Origin of the sequence: Gillisia xinjiangensis (genome assembly GCF_046298265.1) — a bacterium.
In the GTDB taxonomy this organism is placed as follows: Bacteria; Bacteroidota; Bacteroidia; order Flavobacteriales; family Flavobacteriaceae; genus Gillisia; species Gillisia xinjiangensis.
The window spans coordinates 70177-89248 of record NZ_JBKAHK010000004.1 but is presented as its reverse complement, the minus strand read 5'-3'; the positions used below and the strand labels follow the sequence as shown (position 1 = coordinate 89248).

16 protein-coding genes are annotated in these 19072 nt (G+C 40.3%); 11 read left to right on the top strand and 5 right to left on the bottom strand.

Annotation, left to right across the window (positions count from 1 at the left end):
* Nucleotides 1-2 precede the first annotated feature (2 nt).
* Nucleotides 3-1085, bottom strand: coding sequence for a zinc-dependent alcohol dehydrogenase family protein (locus ACKGJN_RS07895; protein WP_409538927.1), 1083 nt, complete (start codon nucleotides 1083-1085; stop codon nucleotides 3-5).
* Nucleotides 1086-1323: 238 nt separating this feature from the next.
* Between ACKGJN_RS07895 and azu the strand changes: the two genes are divergently transcribed.
* From azu to ACKGJN_RS07845, 10 genes are all read left to right on the top strand, one after another.
* Complete coding sequence (gene azu / locus ACKGJN_RS07890) at nucleotides 1324-1848, top strand: azurin (protein ID WP_409538926.1); 525 nt, start codon at nucleotides 1324-1326, stop codon at nucleotides 1846-1848.
* 230 nt (nucleotides 1849-2078) lie between these two features.
* Nucleotides 2079-3428 carry a DEAD/DEAH box helicase gene (locus tag ACKGJN_RS07885; protein WP_409538925.1) on the top strand — a complete coding sequence of 450 codons (1350 nt, stop codon included), beginning with the start codon at nucleotides 2079-2081 and terminating at the stop codon, nucleotides 3426-3428.
* 495 nt (nucleotides 3429-3923) lie between these two features.
* The gene (locus ACKGJN_RS07880; RefSeq protein WP_409538924.1) at nucleotides 3924-5564 is read left to right on the top strand and encodes a TldD/PmbA family protein; all 1641 of its coding nucleotides are present in this window, start codon (nucleotides 3924-3926) and stop codon (nucleotides 5562-5564) included.
* Nucleotides 5565-5593: 29 nt separating this feature from the next.
* The gene (locus ACKGJN_RS07875) at nucleotides 5594-6907 is read left to right on the top strand and encodes a TldD/PmbA family protein (RefSeq protein ID WP_409538923.1); all 1314 of its coding nucleotides are present in this window, start codon (nucleotides 5594-5596) and stop codon (nucleotides 6905-6907) included.
* Nucleotides 6908-7556: 649 nt separating this feature from the next.
* A complete protein-coding gene (locus tag ACKGJN_RS07870) occupies nucleotides 7557-8177 on the top strand; it encodes a DUF4159 domain-containing protein (protein WP_409538921.1) in 621 nt (206 codons plus the stop codon).
* Between the two features lie 12 nt (nucleotides 8178-8189).
* The gene (locus ACKGJN_RS07865) at nucleotides 8190-9203 is read left to right on the top strand and encodes an AAA family ATPase (RefSeq protein ID WP_409538920.1); all 1014 of its coding nucleotides are present in this window, start codon (nucleotides 8190-8192) and stop codon (nucleotides 9201-9203) included.
* Complete coding sequence (locus ACKGJN_RS07860) at nucleotides 9204-10100, top strand: DUF58 domain-containing protein (protein WP_409538919.1); 897 nt, start codon at nucleotides 9204-9206, stop codon at nucleotides 10098-10100.
* 1 nt (nucleotide 10101) lies between these two features.
* Complete coding sequence (locus ACKGJN_RS07855; protein WP_409538918.1) at nucleotides 10102-11400, top strand: BatA domain-containing protein; 1299 nt, start codon at nucleotides 10102-10104, stop codon at nucleotides 11398-11400.
* Nucleotides 11397-13613: a tryptophan-rich sensory protein gene (locus ACKGJN_RS07850; RefSeq protein WP_409538917.1), complete on the top strand. Its 2217-nt coding sequence runs from the start codon at nucleotides 11397-11399 to the stop codon at nucleotides 13611-13613. The genes ACKGJN_RS07855 and ACKGJN_RS07850 overlap by 4 nt, the downstream gene beginning before the upstream one ends.
* Nucleotides 13603-15339, top strand: a complete 1737-nt coding sequence (locus ACKGJN_RS07845) for a hypothetical protein (RefSeq protein ID WP_409538916.1) — start codon at nucleotides 13603-13605, stop codon at nucleotides 15337-15339. The genes ACKGJN_RS07850 and ACKGJN_RS07845 overlap by 11 nt, the downstream gene beginning before the upstream one ends.
* Nucleotides 15340-15366: 27 nt before the next feature.
* Here the strand turns inward: ACKGJN_RS07845 and ACKGJN_RS07840 are convergent, their stop codons facing one another.
* Genes ACKGJN_RS07840 through ACKGJN_RS07825 form a run of 4 tightly spaced genes read right to left on the bottom strand, consistent with a single transcriptional unit; the run spans nucleotide 15367 to nucleotide 18345 of the window.
* Nucleotides 15367-16134: an oxygenase MpaB family protein gene (locus tag ACKGJN_RS07840; RefSeq protein ID WP_409538915.1), complete on the bottom strand. Its 768-nt coding sequence runs from the start codon at nucleotides 16132-16134 to the stop codon at nucleotides 15367-15369.
* Nucleotides 16135-16153: 19 nt separating this feature from the next.
* The gene (locus tag ACKGJN_RS07835) at nucleotides 16154-17398 is read right to left on the bottom strand and encodes a hypothetical protein (protein WP_409538914.1); all 1245 of its coding nucleotides are present in this window, start codon (nucleotides 17396-17398) and stop codon (nucleotides 16154-16156) included.
* 24 nt (nucleotides 17399-17422) lie between these two features.
* Complete coding sequence (locus tag ACKGJN_RS07830; protein ID WP_409538913.1) at nucleotides 17423-17722, bottom strand: winged helix-turn-helix domain-containing protein; 300 nt, start codon at nucleotides 17720-17722, stop codon at nucleotides 17423-17425.
* Complete coding sequence (locus tag ACKGJN_RS07825; protein ID WP_409538912.1) at nucleotides 17719-18345, bottom strand: hypothetical protein; 627 nt, start codon at nucleotides 18343-18345, stop codon at nucleotides 17719-17721. Before ACKGJN_RS07825 ends, ACKGJN_RS07830 begins: the two co-directional genes overlap by 4 nt.
* A gap of 312 nt (nucleotides 18346-18657) precedes the next feature.
* Here ACKGJN_RS07825 and ACKGJN_RS07820 point away from each other — a divergent pair, with 312 nt between their 5' ends.
* Nucleotides 18658-18996, top strand: coding sequence for a protease inhibitor I9 family protein (locus tag ACKGJN_RS07820; RefSeq protein ID WP_409538911.1), 339 nt, complete (start codon nucleotides 18658-18660; stop codon nucleotides 18994-18996).
* Nucleotides 18997-19072 lie beyond the last annotated feature (76 nt).

Below are 19072 nucleotides of genomic sequence, written 5' to 3'. Positions count from 1 at the left end.
GGTTAAGGCTCGATAATTACCTTGATGGCCTTTTCTTTTCCTGCATTGCCAAAAACTTCATAAGCTTCGAGCATGTTTTCAAGTTTAAAGTGATGTGTGATTAGTTGGGCCGGTTTTAATTTTCCCGATGATACTGTTTTTAAAAGCATTGGAGTTGTATTGGTGTTTACCAGTCCAGTAGTTAATGTAATGTTTTTGATCCAAAGATCCTGGATCTGGAATTCTACAGGTTTGCCATGAACCCCAACATTGGCAACATGCCCACCTGGACGAACGATTTTCTGACAAATATCAAAAGTCTCCGGAACACCCACTGCTTCAATCGCAACATCAACTCCGTCTTTGGTTTCCGATAAAATCTTTTTCACAGCATCTTCGTTCGAGGTATTAATGACATCAGTAGCTCCAAATTTTTTGGACATTTCCAACCTGTTTTCATCGATATCGATCATATATATTTTAGCCGGGGAATAGAATTGGGCGGTTAACAATGCAGACATCCCAATGGGACCTGCTCCAATTATAGCAATGGTGTCTCCCAGTTTAACACGTCCATATTGAACACCTATTTCGTGTCCTGTAGGTAAGATATCGCTCAACATAACCAAAGCTTCTTCATCGGATCCTTCCGGAATGAGATATAGGCTATTATCTGCATGAGGAATCCGCACATATTCCGCCTGAGTACCATTGATAAGATGTCCTAATATCCAGCCACCATCTTCGCAATGTGCATACATTTGTTTCTTGCAATATTCACATGATCCATCAGAGGTTATACAGGAGATTATCACACGATCTCCTTTTTTAAAGTTTCGGACAGAATCCCCGGTTTCCTCTATTATCCCAACTCCTTCATGACCTAAAGTTGTTCCGGGCTTCACCGTAGGTGTTTTACCGTGTAAAATCCCCAGATCTGTACCACAAATAGTCGTTTTTGTGATTTTAACCACAACATCCGTAGATTTTTCAATTTTCGGCTTAGGGATATCTTTTAAGACTATCTTACCGGGTCCATCATATACAAGGCCTTTCATTGTTGCGGTGCCTGATTGCTTTTCTGTTTTTTTGATTCTTGTTTCCATAGGTTTTAATTTCTTATGCGGTTTTAAATACCTCGTGAACTTGCTATGAGGAAAAATGATCCCATAAATTTCATGTTTTTTAGATTTAATTTATATGATATTGGTCATTTATATAAATACAAATTCCTGATAGTTCATATTAAAACAATTATTAAAAGGAGTTTAGTGTCCGGTTTATTTATTTTATCTTTGCACAAGCCTAAATACTATTGGCAGTAAATAATAAAATATATTGAAAATGAAAAATTTGAAATTAGCATTTTTGTTTCTTGCAACTATTGGAATGGTAAGTTGTGGTGATAAAAAAGAAGAAAAAGAAGGGATTAAATTGGAATCTCCTTCTACAAGTACCGAATCAATGAAAACTGGTGAAACTTCAACCGATGAGAAAATGGTGGAGCTTAGCATTACCGGAAATGACCAGATGCAGTACAATAAAAAAGAGTTAAAGGTAAAAGCCGGTCAAACCGTAAAATTAACCCTTACTCACGTTGGGAAAATGGATGTTAACGTTATGGGTCATAACTGGGTGTTACTGAAAAAAGGAACCGATATTTCTGAATTTGGAAATGCCGCTGCTTCTGCAAAAGATAATGACTATATCCCCGCAGGAACCGATGCTGTGATCACCCACACAAAAATGATTGGTGGCGGAGAATCTGTGACCATAGAATTTGAAGCTCCTGCAGCTGGAACTTATGACTTTATATGTAGCTTCCCGGGTCATTATGCATTGATGAAGGGTAAATTCATCGTTGAATAAATTGACTGTTTAACATCGATTTCAGGCATTAAGTTGAGATGCCTGAGGTTGATGAAATAGATTAGAAAAGGATCTGACGTATATGTTGGATCCTTTTTTTTGTTTCAAATTTGATATCATTCATGGATTATCAAAATTGAATAAGATAGCATTAAACATTCCCGCAGCCAGGAATTCTTAATTAACAAATCCTAATTTCCTTCATCAACGAATTAACTTACCTTTGCCTGATGAAAGATAATATTGAATCAAGGGACATACTTTCCAATTTAGGCTTTGAAAAGTTGAATAAAATGCAGGCGCTTGCGGGAAAAGCTATTGTAGAGGAAACCGATGTTTTGTTGCTTTCGCCCACAGGTTCTGGAAAAACCCTAGCGTTTTTACTTCCAATTTTTGAAATGCTTAAACCCAGCATTAAAAATGTACAATGCCTTATTCTTGTTCCGTCCCGCGAACTTGGTTTGCAAATTGAACAGGTCTGGAAAAATATGGGAACCAATTATAAGGTGAATATTTGCTATGGAGGACATTCCATAGATACTGAAATCAATAATCTAAGCAATCCTCCTGCGGTGCTTATTGGTACTCCGGGAAGGATCATGGATCATCTGGAAAGAGATTCTTTTGATACCTCCGGAATTGAGGTCCTAATTCTGGATGAATTTGATAAATCGCTTCAAATGGGGTTTCACAATCAAATGTCTTTTATTATTAAGCAGTTACCCCAACTCAAAAAACGTATTTTGGTTTCGGCTACTTCCGAAGTGGAGATTCCAAGATATACCGGGGTTGTACACCCAAAAATTCTGGATTTCAGCTCAAAGGCAGCTCCGGAGGAAAACCTGACTTCGAAATTGGTAATTTCAAAAGACAAAGATAAAATTGAGAGTCTATTTTATTTGCTATGTTCTTTAAACTCTGAAGCTGCCCTGGTTTTTTGTAATTACAGGGAAGTCGCAGAGCGCATAAGTGATCTTTTGAATGAAAAAGGGGTTCATTCAACTTACTATCACGGAGGAATGGATCAGGACGAACGGGAACGTGCATTGATTATGTTCAGAAACCAAAGTGTGAGTTATTTAATCACAACCGATCTTGCCGCACGTGGGCTGGATATCCCGCAAATGAATCATGTGATCCATTATCAATTGCCGCATAAGGAGGATGAATACACCCATAGAAATGGCCGTACCGCCAGAATGCTGGCAACCGGGACGGCTTATATTATCCAAAGTGAGGTAGAACAAAAACCGGATTATCTGGATCCAAAAATGGAGGTCTTAAAAGTTGGTTCTTCCGGTAAACTGCCAAACCGGCCCGAATTTGAAACCATTTATATCAGTGGTGGAAAGAAAAACAAACTCAATAAAATAGATATCGTTGGATTTTTCTCAAAAAAAGGAAAACTCGAAAAAGGCGATCTTGGACTTATTGAAGTAAAAGATTTTATTTCCTTCGCAGCTGTAAAAACCAATAAGGTTGATTCTATGCTGAATAATATCAGCAATGAAAAAATGAAGGGAAAAAAATTCAAGATAGAAATAGCAAGAAAAGTGGTTAAAAAAGAAGAAGATCGCTAAAAATATTGTTCTCTTTAAGAATCAATTATCAATAGAATTTTATACCAATAATTCTTTGTAAAAACCGAAGGCTTTAAAACCTCCGGTTTTTTTATTTGGTGATTTAAGGTGCCTGGTTTTTCCATCAGCCTAAGAAATATCTGAATAGAAGATCTCAGTCAAAAGTTGTTACGTTTAAATGCTTTCCCGGATAAAAATATAATCTGAAGATTAAAATACATCACTTAAAAAATTGCCTTGTATATAGGAAATTTACTATTTTAGGATTCTATTAACAGGAACAAGCAAGCTTACCTGGATTTCTTCCGGAATTTTAAGTGACTATAAAAGGATAAAAGTAGATTTATTGACAATTTCAACAATAGTTAAAAATCAAATAACTATTGCTATCGGTCGCTATGAATCTGTTATTTCATTATTTTATATAGTGGTTTTCGTTAATTCACAGCATTCAATAATATTTTTATTCATTCAGTCAATAAAAGGAGGTTTAATATGGAAAGAAGAAAATTTGTTCAATTAGCAGGTTTGGGAACAGGCGCTTTAATGATGCCATCCCTTTTCCTGGGAAATAATATTCCGGTGGAAGCCCTGCTCGATCCGGGAATGGATATCGCAGTTAAAAAACGACTTGCAGATGTAGCCCTGAATACGGCAAGATCACTTGGTGCAACCTATGCTGATGCCAGAATTGGCCGGTATCTCAATCAGTACGTTTCTACAAGGGAAGATAAAGTTCAAAATGTTGTGAATACCGAATCCTTCGGAATTGGGATCCGTGTGATCACAAATGGTACCTGGGGTTTTGCATCTACCAATGATGTCACCGAAGATGGGATAAAAAAAGCGACAGATCAGGCCGTGGCTATCGCCAAAGCAAATTCTATAATTCAGAAGGATCCTGTAAAACTTGCTCCGGTGGAGGCATACGGGGAAGTCTCCTGGAAAACACCTATTAAAAAAGATTTTAAGGAAGTACCTGTTTCTGAAAAAGTAGAACTACTGCTTAAAGCCAATGCGGCGGCTATGGACAATGGAGCCAACTTTGTAAACTCTAATCTTTTCATGGTAAATGAGCAGAAATATTTTGCTTCTACCGATGGTTCGTATATAGATCAGGATATTCACCGCATCTGGCCAACATTTGGCGTAACCGCAATTGACAGGGCTGCCAATAAATTCAAATCCCGTGATGCCTTAAGTGCACCAATGGGAATGGGGTATGAATACCTGGATGGCCTGGAGTCAGAAAAGCTGGAAGGGCCTGCCGGACTCAGATTATACCGCAACAGCTATGATATTGTGGAAGATGCTACCCTTGCTGCGAAGCAGGCTAAGGAAATGCTTAATGCAAAATCTGTAGATCCCGGAAAATATGATCTAGTCCTGGAGCCAAATCATTTAGGACTTACCATCCACGAATCTGTAGGCCACCCGCTTGAACTGGACCGAGTGCTGGGATATGAAGCGAATTATGCCGGTACCAGTTTTGCCACTTTAGACAAGTGGAAATCAGGTGATTTTAAATACGGAAGCGATATCGTAAATCTTATTGCCGACAAAACCCAGCCCGGGTCATTGGGTGCAGTGGGTTATGATGATGAAGGAGTGAAAACAAAACAATGGGATCTTGTGCGAAACGGGGTATTGAAGAATTATCAGGCCATCCGTGACCAGGTTCATATGATCGATCAAAATCAATCCCACGGCTGTTGTTATGCACAAAGCTGGAATGATGTACAGTTCCAGAGAATGCCGAATGTTTCCCTGGAACCCGGAAAAGAAAAATATTCCATCCATGAAATGATCAAGGATGTTGAAAAAGGGATCTATATCGCTGGAAGAGGTTCTTATTCTATAGATCAGCAACGTTACAACTTCCAATTTGGAGGTACTGTATATTATGAGATCAAAAATGGCGAAATCGTGGGAATGCTGGATGATGTAGCGTACCAGTCCAATACCCAGGAGTTCTGGAATTCCTGTACCAAAATATGTGATGAGAGTGATTACCGTATGTTTGGATCCTTTTTCGATGGAAAGGGCCAGCCTTCACAAGTAAGCGCAGTTTCACACGGGAGTTCCACTTCAAGATTTAACGATGTAAATGTGATCAATACAGGTCGTACTGTTTAACCCTTTTTACTAAAATAAGAGATACTACAATGGCAATATATACAAAAGAAGAAGCACGGAGAATCCTGGAAAAAGCATTGAGCTTTTCCACGGCCGATGCCTGTGAGCTCAGTCTGGGAGGAAGTGAAAGCGGAAACATTCGCTACGCCCGAAATACGGTTTCTACCTCAGGTTACAGATCAAATCAGAATTTAGCTGTTACTTCCAGTTTTGGAAAACAGTCCGGATCGGCTACCATAGATGAATTTGACGATGCTTCCCTGGAAAAAGTTGTGAAAAGGGCAGAGGAACTTGCAAAACTTTCTCCTGAAAACCCTGAATTTATGGCTCCCCTTGGGCCACAAACCTATGATGAGCCTAAAAGTTTTATAGAATCAACCGCCAATATAACGCCCGAATTTCGTGCGAAAGTAGCTGCAAGCAGTATAAATCCTGCTTCAGAAAAGGATGTTACCGCAGCAGGATTTTTAAACGATTCTTCAGGATTCCGCGCCTTGTTGAACTCCAACGGACTTTTTGCTTACAATAAATCTACCGATGTTGATTTTACCGTGACCATGAGGACCAATGATGGAACAGGATCAGGATGGGTTTCCAGGGATTTTAATGATGTCAGTAAATTTGATGCAGATGAAGCGGCGAAGGTCGCTATCGATAAAGCGGTTATGTCCAGGGAAGCCAGGGCGATAGAACCCGGAAAGTATACTGTTATCCTGGAACCGGCAGCTTCTGTAGATCTTTTGCGAAATATGTCCCGGGCTTTTAATGCGCGTACCGCAGATGAAGGCCGGAGTTTCATGTCTAAAGACGGCGGCACCAAACTGGGGCAAAAAATCGTTGACGAACGGGTGAATATATGGAGTGATCCTTTGCATCCCGAAGTGCCTACTTCTACATGGAATGGGGAAGGGATGCCGCTCAAAAAAACCAGCTGGATAGAGAATGGTGTGGTGAAAAATCTTGCCTACGATCGTTTTTGGGCTAAAGAAAAGGGAACAGATCCGGTTCCTTATCCTTCAAACTTCATTATGGCAGGGGGAGACGCATCCCTTGCAGATCTTATAAAAAGCACCAAAAGAGGAATCCTGGTAACCCGTTTGTGGTACATACGCGGCGTAGACCCTCAAACCCTGCTTTATACCGGACTTACCCGCGATGGAACTTTTTATATCGAGAACGGTGAGATCCGCTATCCGGTCAAAAATTTCAGGTTCAATGAAAGTCCTATCATTATGCTGAATAACCTTGAAGAACTTGGTCAGCAGGTGCGAATCAATGGTAATTTAATCCCGTATATGAAGGTGAGAGATTTCACTTTCACCAGTTTATCTGACGCGGTTTAATAGTTTCTAAATAATTCAAACTGGTTGTGAATGTTCAATTTCACAGCCAGTTTTTGTTTTTTTAAGACCCCCTGCAAGAATAACCACAAAGAACACAAAGAACACAAAGAACGACACAGAGAACACGAAGAAAACCATTGCAAAAGAAATTAGGAAAATCTGCAATTGAATAAACGGAAAGATTAATAAACGGCACTTTGTGACCTTAGTGCATAACTTTGTGCCTTTGTGGTAAAAATGCGATTTAGGTTGTTTTTAAAATAAAATTCTTTCATTTCCGAAGATTAAAAATATGGTTGTGTTTTAGAACATTGTGGATTATTATATAGAGCTCAATTAAGAATTGCAGTTTTTGCTACGTTGCTAATTTAACCGCAAAGCACGCCAAGAAAAATCGCAGAGGACGCAAAGAAAAAAGTGATGATTAAAAATGAACGAACTGAAAAATTATTGAATTGAAAATTAAATAAGGGCTACTTGACAAAAGTGCCAAATGGAATAGTAAGAATTTGCGATCTTTGCGGAAACTTTGCGCCCTTTGCGGTTAATGAAAGCACCTTTCTACCATTTCTCATAGTTATTAATTTCATAATGCTTTAAACAATTCCGGTTTTCTCAAGTCTAAAATCTAATATCTAGAATCTCAAGGATGAATAACAAATTCTTCTTCACAAGATTGCAATACGAATCAGGAGACTGGGATGTGGATCAGCGCATGCCATCAAATCTGCTGAATTCACTTGTGGAGTATACCACCCTGGAGGTAGACAAGAAGGAAAACATAATCCCATTGAGCAGTGACGAGATCTTCAAATGCCCTTTTTGTTATATTTCCGGTCATAAGCTCGTGCAGTTCACCAAAAAGGAAAAAGAGAATTTCGAAAAATTTATTCTTAATGGAGGCTTTGTTTTTGCCGATGACTGTAATCACGATATAGATGGTTTATTCGCCAAATCCTTTGAACGGCAAATGGAAGAGATTTTCGGCGTGGGGGAACTAAAAAAGATCCCCAATGATCATGAGCTTTACAATGTGTTCTTTAAATTTGAAGACGGCCCGCCAACTACTTCCCAGGAGCTGAACGGTTGGGGAGATGATCTTGTTCACGAATATTTAAAAGCCATTGAGATCAACGGCAGGATTGGGGTTTTATACAGCAATAAGGACTATGGCTGTGAATGGGACTACGATTTTAGAAACAAACGATTTTATAAAAGAGATAATACCCGTTTTGGGGTTAATATCGTGATGTATGCACTTACATCATAAAAGAGATACTATATGAATAGAGATTTAGCCGATTTGGACCTGGAAGTAAAAACACTTACGGGCAAACTGGATGATTTAAAAAAGGAAATCGGAAAAGTGATCATAGGGCAGGAGGAAACCGTGGAACAATTGCTAATCACATTTCTTGCCGGAGGACACGCCTTGTTGGAAGGAGTTCCGGGACTGGCCAAAACACTTATGATACGAACCCTTGCACATGCTATAGATCTTAAGTTTAAAAGGATTCAGTTCACTCCGGATCTTATGCCATCCGATATAATCGGAACCGAGATTCTGGAAGAAGATCATACTACGGGAAAGAAGTTTTTTCAGTTTAATAAAGGACCAATTTTCGCCAATATCATTCTTGCCGATGAGATCAACCGGACACCACCAAAAACCCAGGCTGCATTGCTGGAAGCCATGCAGGAATTCGCGGTGACCTATTCCGGGAAGACCTATGAGTTGGAACGCCCTTTTTTCATACTTGCAACGCAAAATCCTATCGAGCAATCCGGAACTTTTCCCTTGCCGGAAGCACAACAGGATAGATTTTTATTCTACATCAAGATAGGGTACCCGAATGAAACCGAAGAAAATGACATTTTAAAAAACACAACGGGCAGTAAAAAGGAAAAAATAAATCCTGTAATTACCGGCTCTGAGATCCTTCGTTTACAGGAGTTGGTAAGGGAGGTACCCATTAGTGATGAGCTCGTTTCTTACGTAAATCGGGTGATACGGGCTACAAGGCCGGAAACCAGTACAATTGAATATGTGAAGGAATGGGTAAGCTGGGGAGCCGGACCAAGAGCCGGGCAGGCGATGATTTTAAGCGCCAAGGCACGCGCCCTGATGAAAGGCCGGCTTGCCGTTACTCTGGAAGATCTGAAACTCGGAGCTTTTCCAGTATTGCGTCACAGGATTATCGTGAACTTTAAGGCTGAAGCTGAAGGAATAATATCAGATGATGTAACCAGGGAACTTTTAAAAATAACAACAGTAGCTACAAAGGGAGGGAATTAAGTGAAGCAGGATTATCAACAGTTACTAAAACCTGAAATTATAAATACGGTGAGCGGCCTTGCTCTCATTGCCCGTGTCACCGTGGATGGATATCTTTCCGGGCTTAATCGCAGTCGGAGGGTGGGGCCGGGAATGGAATTCAGCCAGTTTCGGGGATATGAACCCGGGGATGATCTTAGGTTGTTGGACTGGAAAATGCTCGCCAGATCCGGCAGGTATTACATAAAGCAATCGGAGGTAGAGACCAACATTGCCGTTAAATTCATCCTGGATTCGAGCAAATCCATGCTGCACGAGGAAAATGGACTTGCTAAGATGAATTATGTCCGGGTTTTAGTAGCTTCTTTAGCCTATTTATCCCAAAATCAAGGAGATGCTGTCGGACTTTTTGCCCTGAATGACCGCCACCTGCACAGCTTGTATCCACGGGTTCAAAAAAAGCATTTTAACCGACTGCTGCTTGAACTTATCAATATCAAAAATGAGGGTACATGGCCGGAGAATCCAATGGCTGCTGAAAAACTTCACGACCGAAGTCATAAGGAACTCATCTTCTTTATTACCGATATGTATGAAAACACTTCGGAACTAACCGATTTTATAAATCGCCTGAAAACCACCCGAAATGAAGTTGTGGTTCTGCATATAATGGGGAAAAATGAACTTGAGTTCGACTACGCAGGTACCCTGACTTTTGAAGATCTGGAAACCGGTGCGAAAATGAAGGTGGATGCCAAAGAAGCAAAAAGCGCTTACCTAAAGTCCATGGAAGAAATGATTAAGAATACCAAAGATACGTTGCTTGCTAAGGGTGTTAGTTATCAGCTTTTCCGGCTGGATCAACATTTGGGAGAAGCGCTGCAGCTATTTTTAAAGAAACGAAACAATTTGATGTAAAATGATCTTCCTGAATCCTACATATTTCCTGGCTTTATTGGGACTTGCCGTTCCTTTAGCCATTCATCTCTGGAGTAAAAAGGGGGGCAGGACCATCAAAACAGGAAGTATTCAATTGCTGAAACAATCTGACCCCAAAAAGAGCAGCAGTATAAAATTGAACGAATTATGGCTACTGCTACTGCGGTTACTCGTAATATCAATCCTTGTGCTCATCCTCACAGCGCCTCAGCTTAAATTAAAAGGTAAAAATATACCTGTAACCTATCTTATTGAACCTTCCTTACTGACTTATGAAAATGTGAGTTCGATCATAGATACGCTGGATACGGCTGCTGAAAAAAGGCTGTTGCAAGCGGGTTTTCCTGAATATCAAAAGGAGGAATTCGAGGAAACAGCGGTCAGTATTCCAAATTACTGGCAACTGACCCGTGAAATGGAAGATTTGGCTACCGATAGCATTGTGATCTTTACAAATGCTTTTAGTTCGGGTTTTAGAGGAAAACGTCCGGAAATAAGTAAAAATATTACCTGGATCGTTCTGGATCCGGGGGAACCAAAAATGGGAGTTGTAGAAGCTGTTCAAAAAGGAGATCAACTGGAGTTGATTTCCGTAAAAAGCGATCATCAAAGGTTGAGTTTTGAAAAGGAACTTCTTCCTTTAAACAGCGATGGGGTTGTTATAAGTGCAAACAGGGACAGCGTTTTTATATCTTCTTCAGAAAATCAGAAATGGCTGTTACTGAATAAAGCCGATTCCCTTAATGTTTTAGTTAACTATGACGAAGCCCGGTTTGCTGAAATGAAATACATCAGCGCTTCCTTCAAGGCGATTTCGAACTATCTGGACAGGAAGATAGGAGTGAAGACAATTCAGGATTTGCATACTCTGACAACCGAAAAATATAACCTGATTGTATGGTTAAGTGAAGCGCCTGTTGCGCAAACCGAAGCTCCATTGCTTGCGTTTAAACCGGACAGCCTTGCTAATTCTATTATAGTTCAGGGAGCTGCAGCAAATGTTTTTCACCTCACCGGTTCGCTGAATGCTGAAAACAGCACCCAACAGCATTTGCCGGAGCATTTGTTAAGCTTGCTGGAAATACATCAAGATTTGAGGGAAAAAGTAAAAGAATATGACAGGAGAGTGATGGATAGCAATGAACTTCAACCTGTTACTGAAGGAAATGTGGAAATTCAGGATTTTTCGCAAACCATGGATCTCTCTAAATATTTATGGATACTGCTGGGGCTTTTTATCATTTCAGAAAGAGGACTTTCAGCATATAGAAAACAATGAGAACAGCTGCAAAGGACATATTAATACGATTTAAAAACCGCTGGCAGCTCCTGCGCTGGATGGAGATCTTCCTCTATGCGATTGGGCCGGCCGTGCTGATCTATTTTCTTTTTCTGAATCTTATCCTCACGCTGGTGGTTTTTATGCTGATTGCATCGGTTTGCACGCTTATTCTTCGCCCATGGACTTTGAAGTTGGAAGATGTAAGCTCTTATATCGACCTGAAATTGAGTTCTATGGAATACAGTACAGGTTTACTGTTGTTACCACAAGAAAGTTTGTCCGGACTGGCACAACTTCAGCAGCAAAAAGTTTCAGCAGAACTCAAGGAAAAATCAGGCAGTATAAAACCGGAAAACAATCTTTTTAAAGCTGGTTTAATCAGTTCGGGGTTGATTTTAATTGGATTTATAATGTATCAGTTCAATTTAACCAATCATTATAAAACCTCCCAAACATCAGCGGAAGAACAGGAAATCATTCTTTTTGAACCTACAGATGCTGCTTCAGCAGAAACCGATCCACCTGTTTTGGATAGCCAGCAGGTAATCATCAGTTATCCCAACTATACCGGCGTTTCTTCATATTCTACTTCAAAAATGGAGCTTCAGGCGGTGGAAGGTTCCCGGGCAACCTGGAAATTAAAGTTCAGCGCTAAAGTTGACAGTGTCACTATGGAAAGTATGGGAAACAGCCATCCTATGAAGCCAGTGCAGGATTCCTACTCCGGAACTTCGGTTTTGAACACTTCCGGTTTCTACAATTTTAAATTTATGGATACACTTGGAAATTCCTATGTTTCTAAACTGTATTCCATAGAAGTGATCGCGGATAAAAGCCCTGTAATTGGAGTTGATGGACTTAAGCAATTTTCTTCCTTCAACTTTGATGATGAAAAACGTGTGGAATTCAGCGCTTTGATCACCGATGATTTTGGAGTTGCAGATGCATTTATTATTGCCACGGTAAGCAAAGGAACGGGGGAAGCTGTGAAATTCAGGGAAGAAAAACTGAGTTTTGAAGAACCGGTTAAAAGGGGAGCAAAAAGCGTGAAACTTTCAAAGAAAATAGACCTGGACCAAATGAACATGGAACCCGGGGATGAGCTGTATTTTTACATAGAAGCGAGGGACCTGAAACAGCCTGTGGCTAATATATCCCGAAGTGAGACTTATTTTATGGTGATTAAGGACACCGTTTCCTATGCTTCGGTTATGGAAAGTTCCCTGGGAGTTGAGCTTATGCCTGATTATTTCAGGAGTCAGCGGCAATTGATCATAGATACCGAAAAGCTTATCAGCCAACGAAACAAATTACCAAAACCAAAATTTAATTCCACCAGCAATGACCTTGGTTTCGACCAGAAAGCGCTACGGTTGAAATACGGACAGTTTATGGGCGATGAATCTGAAGGCGGGATGGAAGCGCATGTAGATGAGGGAAATGAGGAGGAGCAAGATCCGCTTGCCGAATTTACTCACGACCACGATGGGGATAATGAACACAACCTGGTAGAACCGGAACACGATCATGAGAAAGAGGATGAGGAAGACGTGAAAGACCCGCTATCAGAATTTCTGCACGATCACGGCGATCCGGAATCGGCTACGCTGTTCACGGATAATTTAAGGAGCAAACTCCGGCAGGCACTCAATATTATGTGGGATGCCGAACTGTATTTGCGTTTGTATGAACCTGAAAAATCTCTGCCTTACCAATATCAGGCTTTAGGTTTGATCCAGGAGATCAAGAACAGCGCGCGCATTTATGTGCATCGCATTGGGTTTGATCCACCGCCCATCAAGGAAGAAGTACGATTAACCGGAAAAATTGATGAGGTGACCAATTTTCAGAAAAAAGAGGATCTCAAAAAACCGGAATCCTATCCTTTTATCAGAAAAGCGGTTATACGGCTGGAGCAGTTAATTGCTGATGAGCTTCCTGTTAATTCTGAAGACAGGAAACTTTTTGAACAGGCAGGAAATGAACTGGCCGAGAAAGCCATTGAAGAGCCGGGAAAATATCTGCAGACTTTGCAAAACCTTAAATGGTTATCGGAAAAAGATCAAAACGAACCGAAAATGTTTGTCAAGGTACAGCGCGGACTGCTTTTAGCGATCCCGACTACAGAACCCACACCCGGAAAAAGAAGAGCTTTTTCAGGAGATATTAATGAATTATTGTTAAAAGAACTGGAGCTGAATGACAGATAATTTTACCTTTTTAAATGAACATTTAATCCTGCCAATCTTTTTTGGGGCAGCGATTTTAGTGCTTGTTTTTATCTGGAAAGAATGGTCCCAATCCGGGAAGTATCACTTGGCTATAAAGGTTTTACTGGCATTTTTAGCTATTTTCTCTTTGATCTTGATCGCTTTAAAACCGGCAATTCCAGGTAATATAAACTCGAATAAGGTTGTGCTGCTGACAGATGGATTTGAAGATTTTCAGTTAGACAGTCTTAAAAAAGCACATAAAGGAATAAAACAGCTGGAATATGACCTGGGACAATTGATTTCAGAAGAAATAAGCTCTGCTGAAAATGTATTCATCCTGGGTCATGGACTAAAGAAATATGACCTGTGGCAGCTCGATGAAGTTCCAGTGAAATTTCTTGCCGGAAACCCACCCGAAGGAATCGTAAAACTGAACTATGAACAGGAGAATTTTGTTGGGGATAATTTGGTGCTGAAGGGATTATATTCAAATCCAAAAAGCGGGAACCGACTTATATTGCAGAATCCTGCCGGAACCGGACTTGATTCTCTGGTTTTTAATGCGGAAGAAAAACAACCTTTCCTGCTTTCGGCCGAATTAAAAGTGGAAGGAAGATACCTTTTTTCTTTGCTGGAAAAGGATTCTTTGGGTGAAATGCTGACTTCAGATCCGGTGCCGGTGAAGGTAGCCGAAAAAGAACATTTGCAGATATTGATAATAAACAGCTTTCCCACATTTGAGACCCGCTACCTGAAAAATTTCCTGTCGGAAGCCGGACATCGTGTTACGGTGAGAAGCCAGATTACAACAGGTCGCTACAAATATGAATATTTTAATACGGACCGCAGCCCGCTGGGAAACCTGACAGAAAACAATCTCGAATCTTTTGATCTCCTCATTATAGATGCTGCTTCTTTGCGGAGCCTTCCCGGAAATCAAATAAGCGCCATAGAAAACTCGGTGCGGGAGAACGGTCTTGGGGTTTTTATCCAGGCTGATGATGGTTTTTTTAAATCTCCGGGAATTTCAGATCTGGATTTTGAGAGGATTACAACTTCCGACGTAAGTTTGGAACCATGGCCGGGAATAAAACTTTCTGTTCATCCTTATACCTTAAAAGATGATTTCGGGATGCAAGCCATTCATGCCACCAATAATATGATTTGGTCCGGATATAAACGAAATGGATCTGGGAGGATGGGTACTTCGGTTTTCACGAATACTTACCAGCTTTTGCTGGACGGGCATAGCAGGGCATATAAGCAATTATGGTCGCAGGTGGTGGAGCATATCAGCAGGAAAGAAAACACTGCTGCAGAGTGGGAGTCGAATCAACTGATCGCTTATAAGGATGAGCCTTTTAATTTTCGGTTAAGAACGGTTTTAGACTCCGTTGCGCTTAAAAACCAGGATGGAAATACAATTCCTTTGATGCAGGATGTTGATTTTCCAACGCTTTTGAAAGGAACCACCTGGCCAAAACAATCTGGATGGAAGAGCCTCCAGGCAGATACTTCCGGGATCTTTGAATATTATGTTTCAGAAGAAAGTCACTGGAGGGTTCTTACGGCTTTTAACACCCTTGAAGATAATCGCCGCTATTTCAACCGCCCTGAGATAGCAGGGCAGGGGTCAAGGCCTTCGGAACCCATAAATCCCCTGTGGTTCTTTGGGTTATTCCTGATCTGTATGGGAGGATTATGGCTGGAGCCGAAGCTGTGATGTTCAAAAGCAAATTGTAGGAACTAATTACCAGGTGGGTAGGTGATCCAGTTCCTTTATCTCATTTTTGTATCGGGTAGGCAAGATTAGGGCTTTCAGCAGCCAATCTGCCTTTATACTTCTACTCAGTTTATAAAGTCTAAGTAACGGATTTAAAAGCGAGAAGCTTCGGTGGCCAAGTAATTCGCGAACTTTTTTAGGCACTACAAGTGTTTGTGCTTCCAGCAAGATACTGTAGCGAACAAAACCCAGATGTTTTCGGTACTGGCTGAACAGGTCATCCGTGTAAAAGCTGTGTTGCAGATTCCTGTTGATGTGTTCCTGCCGCATCGTTTCCCATTCTTCAAAGGTTTCGGGTAACCCAATCAAACCCATCCTTTTACCAACGCGGTAGAAAACCTCAAATACTTCCTGCTTTTCGTCCTTTTTTAACCTGCGTTCCATTACTTCAAAGGCCCTGATGGAGTAATCGATGAGCATAAAGAGGACATCCCTGTACGCCCAGTCAGGAATAGTTGCGCCGCGTTTTTCTTCCACATTCGCATGGATCGCGGCCATGGAATCAATCGCGCGCAAGGCTGCCTGTTTTTCGGAAAACACAATGGCGCGGGCGTAGGAAACGGTTGAGAAAAGCCTCCCCAGAGGATCGGCAGGAAGGCGTCCTGTGAAATACAGCCAGTCTACAGCTTTGCTGAGTGCAAATTCTGCAGATGCACCTGCGAAGATGAAAAGGATAGTGTCACCCTTCCCCCAAATCTCCCGAACCACGGAGCTCTTATCTACAAAATATTCCATTCCATTTAATTGTGTTGTATCATTTAAAGCTGAAAAGCACGGGAAATACAAAAGTCACCAGGATTGCCCATACAATATAGATCGGCAAAAATGAAGCGATGCTGTTTTCAACCTTCCCCACTTTATCACCGTCTTTAATGGCCTGGAATTGCCTGAAAGTCACCAGTAGCAGATTTGTAAGGATAAGGATGTTACCGCCTAAAACCGCAAGCCTGTTTGGGGTAATTCCCCATTCTGAAATTCTGAAAACAATAGCAGACAGTGCAATTCCATTTACAATAATTGTCACAATTGATAAGCACAGCAACGTAAGTGCCCCAATTTTGCTGTCGGAGTTTTTTGAGGTTTCGGCAATGGAGAACAGGATTATTGCCATAACCCCAATTAAAAGCACATTAAAGATCAGTAAAAATTCCCTGTCATTATAGGGATCCTTGCCTGTAAAAATTACCGCAAACAGGTAAATTACAAGCATTATGAGCAATAATGGTGTAAAAACCTTCGCGATCACCGGAGAAACCTTGTTTACTAACTGTGGATTTGTTCGAACGAGGTAAGTTCCAACTATTGGAGCAGCAGCAAGGCCCCAAATAGCTATGTATTTAAAATAGAATTCTTCAATGGGAAGATCAATGAGCTCAAATAGTCCCAGTGTAATTCCGGTCATTAAGCCCCCTGCAATAAGTAAAATTGTAGTCATTACCACCAGGTCGCCATTAAATCTCAGAAATTCCAGACGTTTTTGATGATAATTCGGTTGGTTGCCAACGAACATAAACCCTAAACCGGCCCATAAAAGCAACGGAAGATGAATGCATGCCAGGATCAAGGTGTCGCTTTTATCGTCCTTTGGAAGCAGGTTTATATAGATGGCAGAAACCAAAATTACAGAAGAAACAATAACCAGCTTTTTTGTCCCGACTTTTTGTTTCCAGGCAAAATAAGCCGTCAGCAGCGGAAAAACCACAAAGGCGATATTTCGGGGATAAAAATATTCGGGATCGAGTCCGGTGAATTCAGGTATTTTGGCGATTAATCCTGCCATGAATGAAGCGATAATTAGGAAGATCAATTCCCTATTTGTGCCCCAGGATATTTCTTCACCCTCAAAGTTTAGCCGTGCATTCCAAATTTGTGCCGATTTTGTTTTCTGAATGTCGGGAAAAACAAGGTTAAAAGACCTCTTGAAATTTGCTTTGTTGTCCCGGTAAAGTTTTTCCAGTTGTACAGGATTGTCCAGGTTGTTTTTGATTTCATTTTTCATCTTGCCGATCTGTTTTTTATCTGTTTATTTCTGCGATTTAATTAATTTTTCCAGTGCTTTAAGATGAGCATCGAAGGCTCTCCTGCCATCTATGGTCATAAAATATCTGGTATTGGGTTTCCTGCCAACAAAGGATTTTTCCATTCCAATAAACTCCTCTTTCTCCAATCCTTTAAGATGACTGGCAAGGTTACCGTCCGTCACATCTAAATATTCCTTTAAGGCATTAAAATCCAGGGTATCGTTCACTGCGAGTATAGACATGATTCCCAGTCTAACCCTGCTTTCAAAAGCTTTATATAAACCATCTATTATCGCTTTCACTTTTCGTATCTCAAGTGCATGTAAATACCATAAATAATATGCATTAGGCCAAAACCAATTGCCCAGAACAAGAGCCCTAAACCAGGGAAATAAGAACTTACCAATCCCAAAATGATGAAAACCATTCCCAGGTATTTCAAATCTTTAAAGGTGAATTCACTTGCATTTATAAGTGCCAGGCCATAAAATATCAAAGTTAAAGGCGCTATCAATTCAAAAATGCCTTTTGAGATCATGATCAATATGAAAATTCCTCCCGTAACCAGAGGTATACCCATATTTATCACTAACCTGCGCGACACCGGGTTCCAAAGTATTTCATTATTTTTTGTTGCTTTCTTAGAGGATAAATAAATAGCTGTTCCTACTGCAAGAAGCAGAACTATAAATGCAAGAAATGCAAGATTAAGGATATCGTCGGAATTCTCCAGCCTGGGCAGTGTATTGTAAATGGCGTCCCCGGGATTCACGTAGAATAGGCGATAAGCGAAATATGCACCTGCCAGCGCATAGATTCCTGCTAAAATTCCGGACAAACCCGTTAGGGATAAGAACTTTGTGGACCGCTCCATCATCAAGCGAATCTCCGAAAGATCTTTTATATATTCCTGTTCAGTTTTCATAGAAAGTACTTTGAAATACAAAGTTAATACAGGTTCTTGAGATTTAAAATTTTTTATTGAAAAAATAATTAAAACACCTTTCCCCAGTATCATCCTAACTACCAATTAACAAATAAATAAAATCCATTTATTAGGAAATCTATTTTATCCATATCCCCCTAAAAGGGGATTGTGTTGTCTTCAATAATGGTTTAATTTCAGTATCTAAGGAAATTAAAGAAAGCATATTAAGTCATTTCCGGAAACGGTACTCCTCTAAAATAAATCAATCTGTTTTAACAGCCCTTCCAATTTTTTAAATAATATTTAATTATGAAAAATTCAACTTTTAACCTTCCCAAAAAAATATTAGTCATTTTAATTGGTCTTTGTCTTTTTTATTCATGTAGTGCAGATATTCTGGAGGAAGAAGAACCAAAAGAAATTAATCTGGTTACCGGTAATTCCGGCGATGCAGATATTATAAAAGACCAGTATATAATCCTTTTATCCAAAAAACCCGGAAACCGGGATCGCCGGGCAGTAGAAGTTTTGGCATCACTTGTAAAAGAAGTAAGATCAATGCCAGGAGCCAGGATGAAAGGTACTTATAAACACGCTTTAACAGGATTTACAGCAAAATTAACACCAGCTCAGGTAAAAAGATTTTAGAAGGATTCGCGAATACTTTCGATTACCCCAGACAGAATTATTGAATTAGAAGATACAGAAGTAACCTCTGCTGTTA

Bases quoted from the DNA above. Each gene is read 5' to 3' on its own strand.
- ACKGJN_RS07895 (WP_409538927.1), bottom strand. From the start codon at position 1,085: ATGGAAACAAGAATCAAAAAAACAGAAAAGCAATCAGGCACCGCAACA.
- azu (WP_409538926.1), top strand. From the start codon at position 1,324: ATGAAAAATTTGAAATTAGCATTTTTGTTTCTTGCAACTATTGGAATG.
- ACKGJN_RS07885 (WP_409538925.1), top strand. From the start codon at position 2,079: ATGAAAGATAATATTGAATCAAGGGACATACTTTCCAATTTAGGCTTT.
- ACKGJN_RS07880 (WP_409538924.1), top strand. From the start codon at position 3,924: ATGGAAAGAAGAAAATTTGTTCAATTAGCAGGTTTGGGAACAGGCGCT.
- ACKGJN_RS07875 (WP_409538923.1), top strand. From the start codon at position 5,594: ATGGCAATATATACAAAAGAAGAAGCACGGAGAATCCTGGAAAAAGCA.
- ACKGJN_RS07870 (WP_409538921.1), top strand. From the start codon at position 7,557: ATGAATAACAAATTCTTCTTCACAAGATTGCAATACGAATCAGGAGAC.
- ACKGJN_RS07865 (WP_409538920.1), top strand. From the start codon at position 8,190: ATGAATAGAGATTTAGCCGATTTGGACCTGGAAGTAAAAACACTTACG.
- ACKGJN_RS07855 (WP_409538918.1), top strand. From the start codon at position 10,102: ATGATCTTCCTGAATCCTACATATTTCCTGGCTTTATTGGGACTTGCC.
- ACKGJN_RS07850 (WP_409538917.1), top strand. From the start codon at position 11,397: ATGAGAACAGCTGCAAAGGACATATTAATACGATTTAAAAACCGCTGG.
- ACKGJN_RS07845 (WP_409538916.1), top strand. From the start codon at position 13,603: ATGACAGATAATTTTACCTTTTTAAATGAACATTTAATCCTGCCAATC.
- ACKGJN_RS07840 (WP_409538915.1), bottom strand. From the start codon at position 16,134: ATGGAATATTTTGTAGATAAGAGCTCCGTGGTTCGGGAGATTTGGGGG.
- ACKGJN_RS07835 (WP_409538914.1), bottom strand. From the start codon at position 17,398: ATGAAAAATGAAATCAAAAACAACCTGGACAATCCTGTACAACTGGAA.
- ACKGJN_RS07825 (WP_409538912.1), bottom strand. From the start codon at position 18,345: ATGAAAACTGAACAGGAATATATAAAAGATCTTTCGGAGATTCGCTTG.
- ACKGJN_RS07820 (WP_409538911.1), top strand. From the start codon at position 18,658: ATGAAAAATTCAACTTTTAACCTTCCCAAAAAAATATTAGTCATTTTA.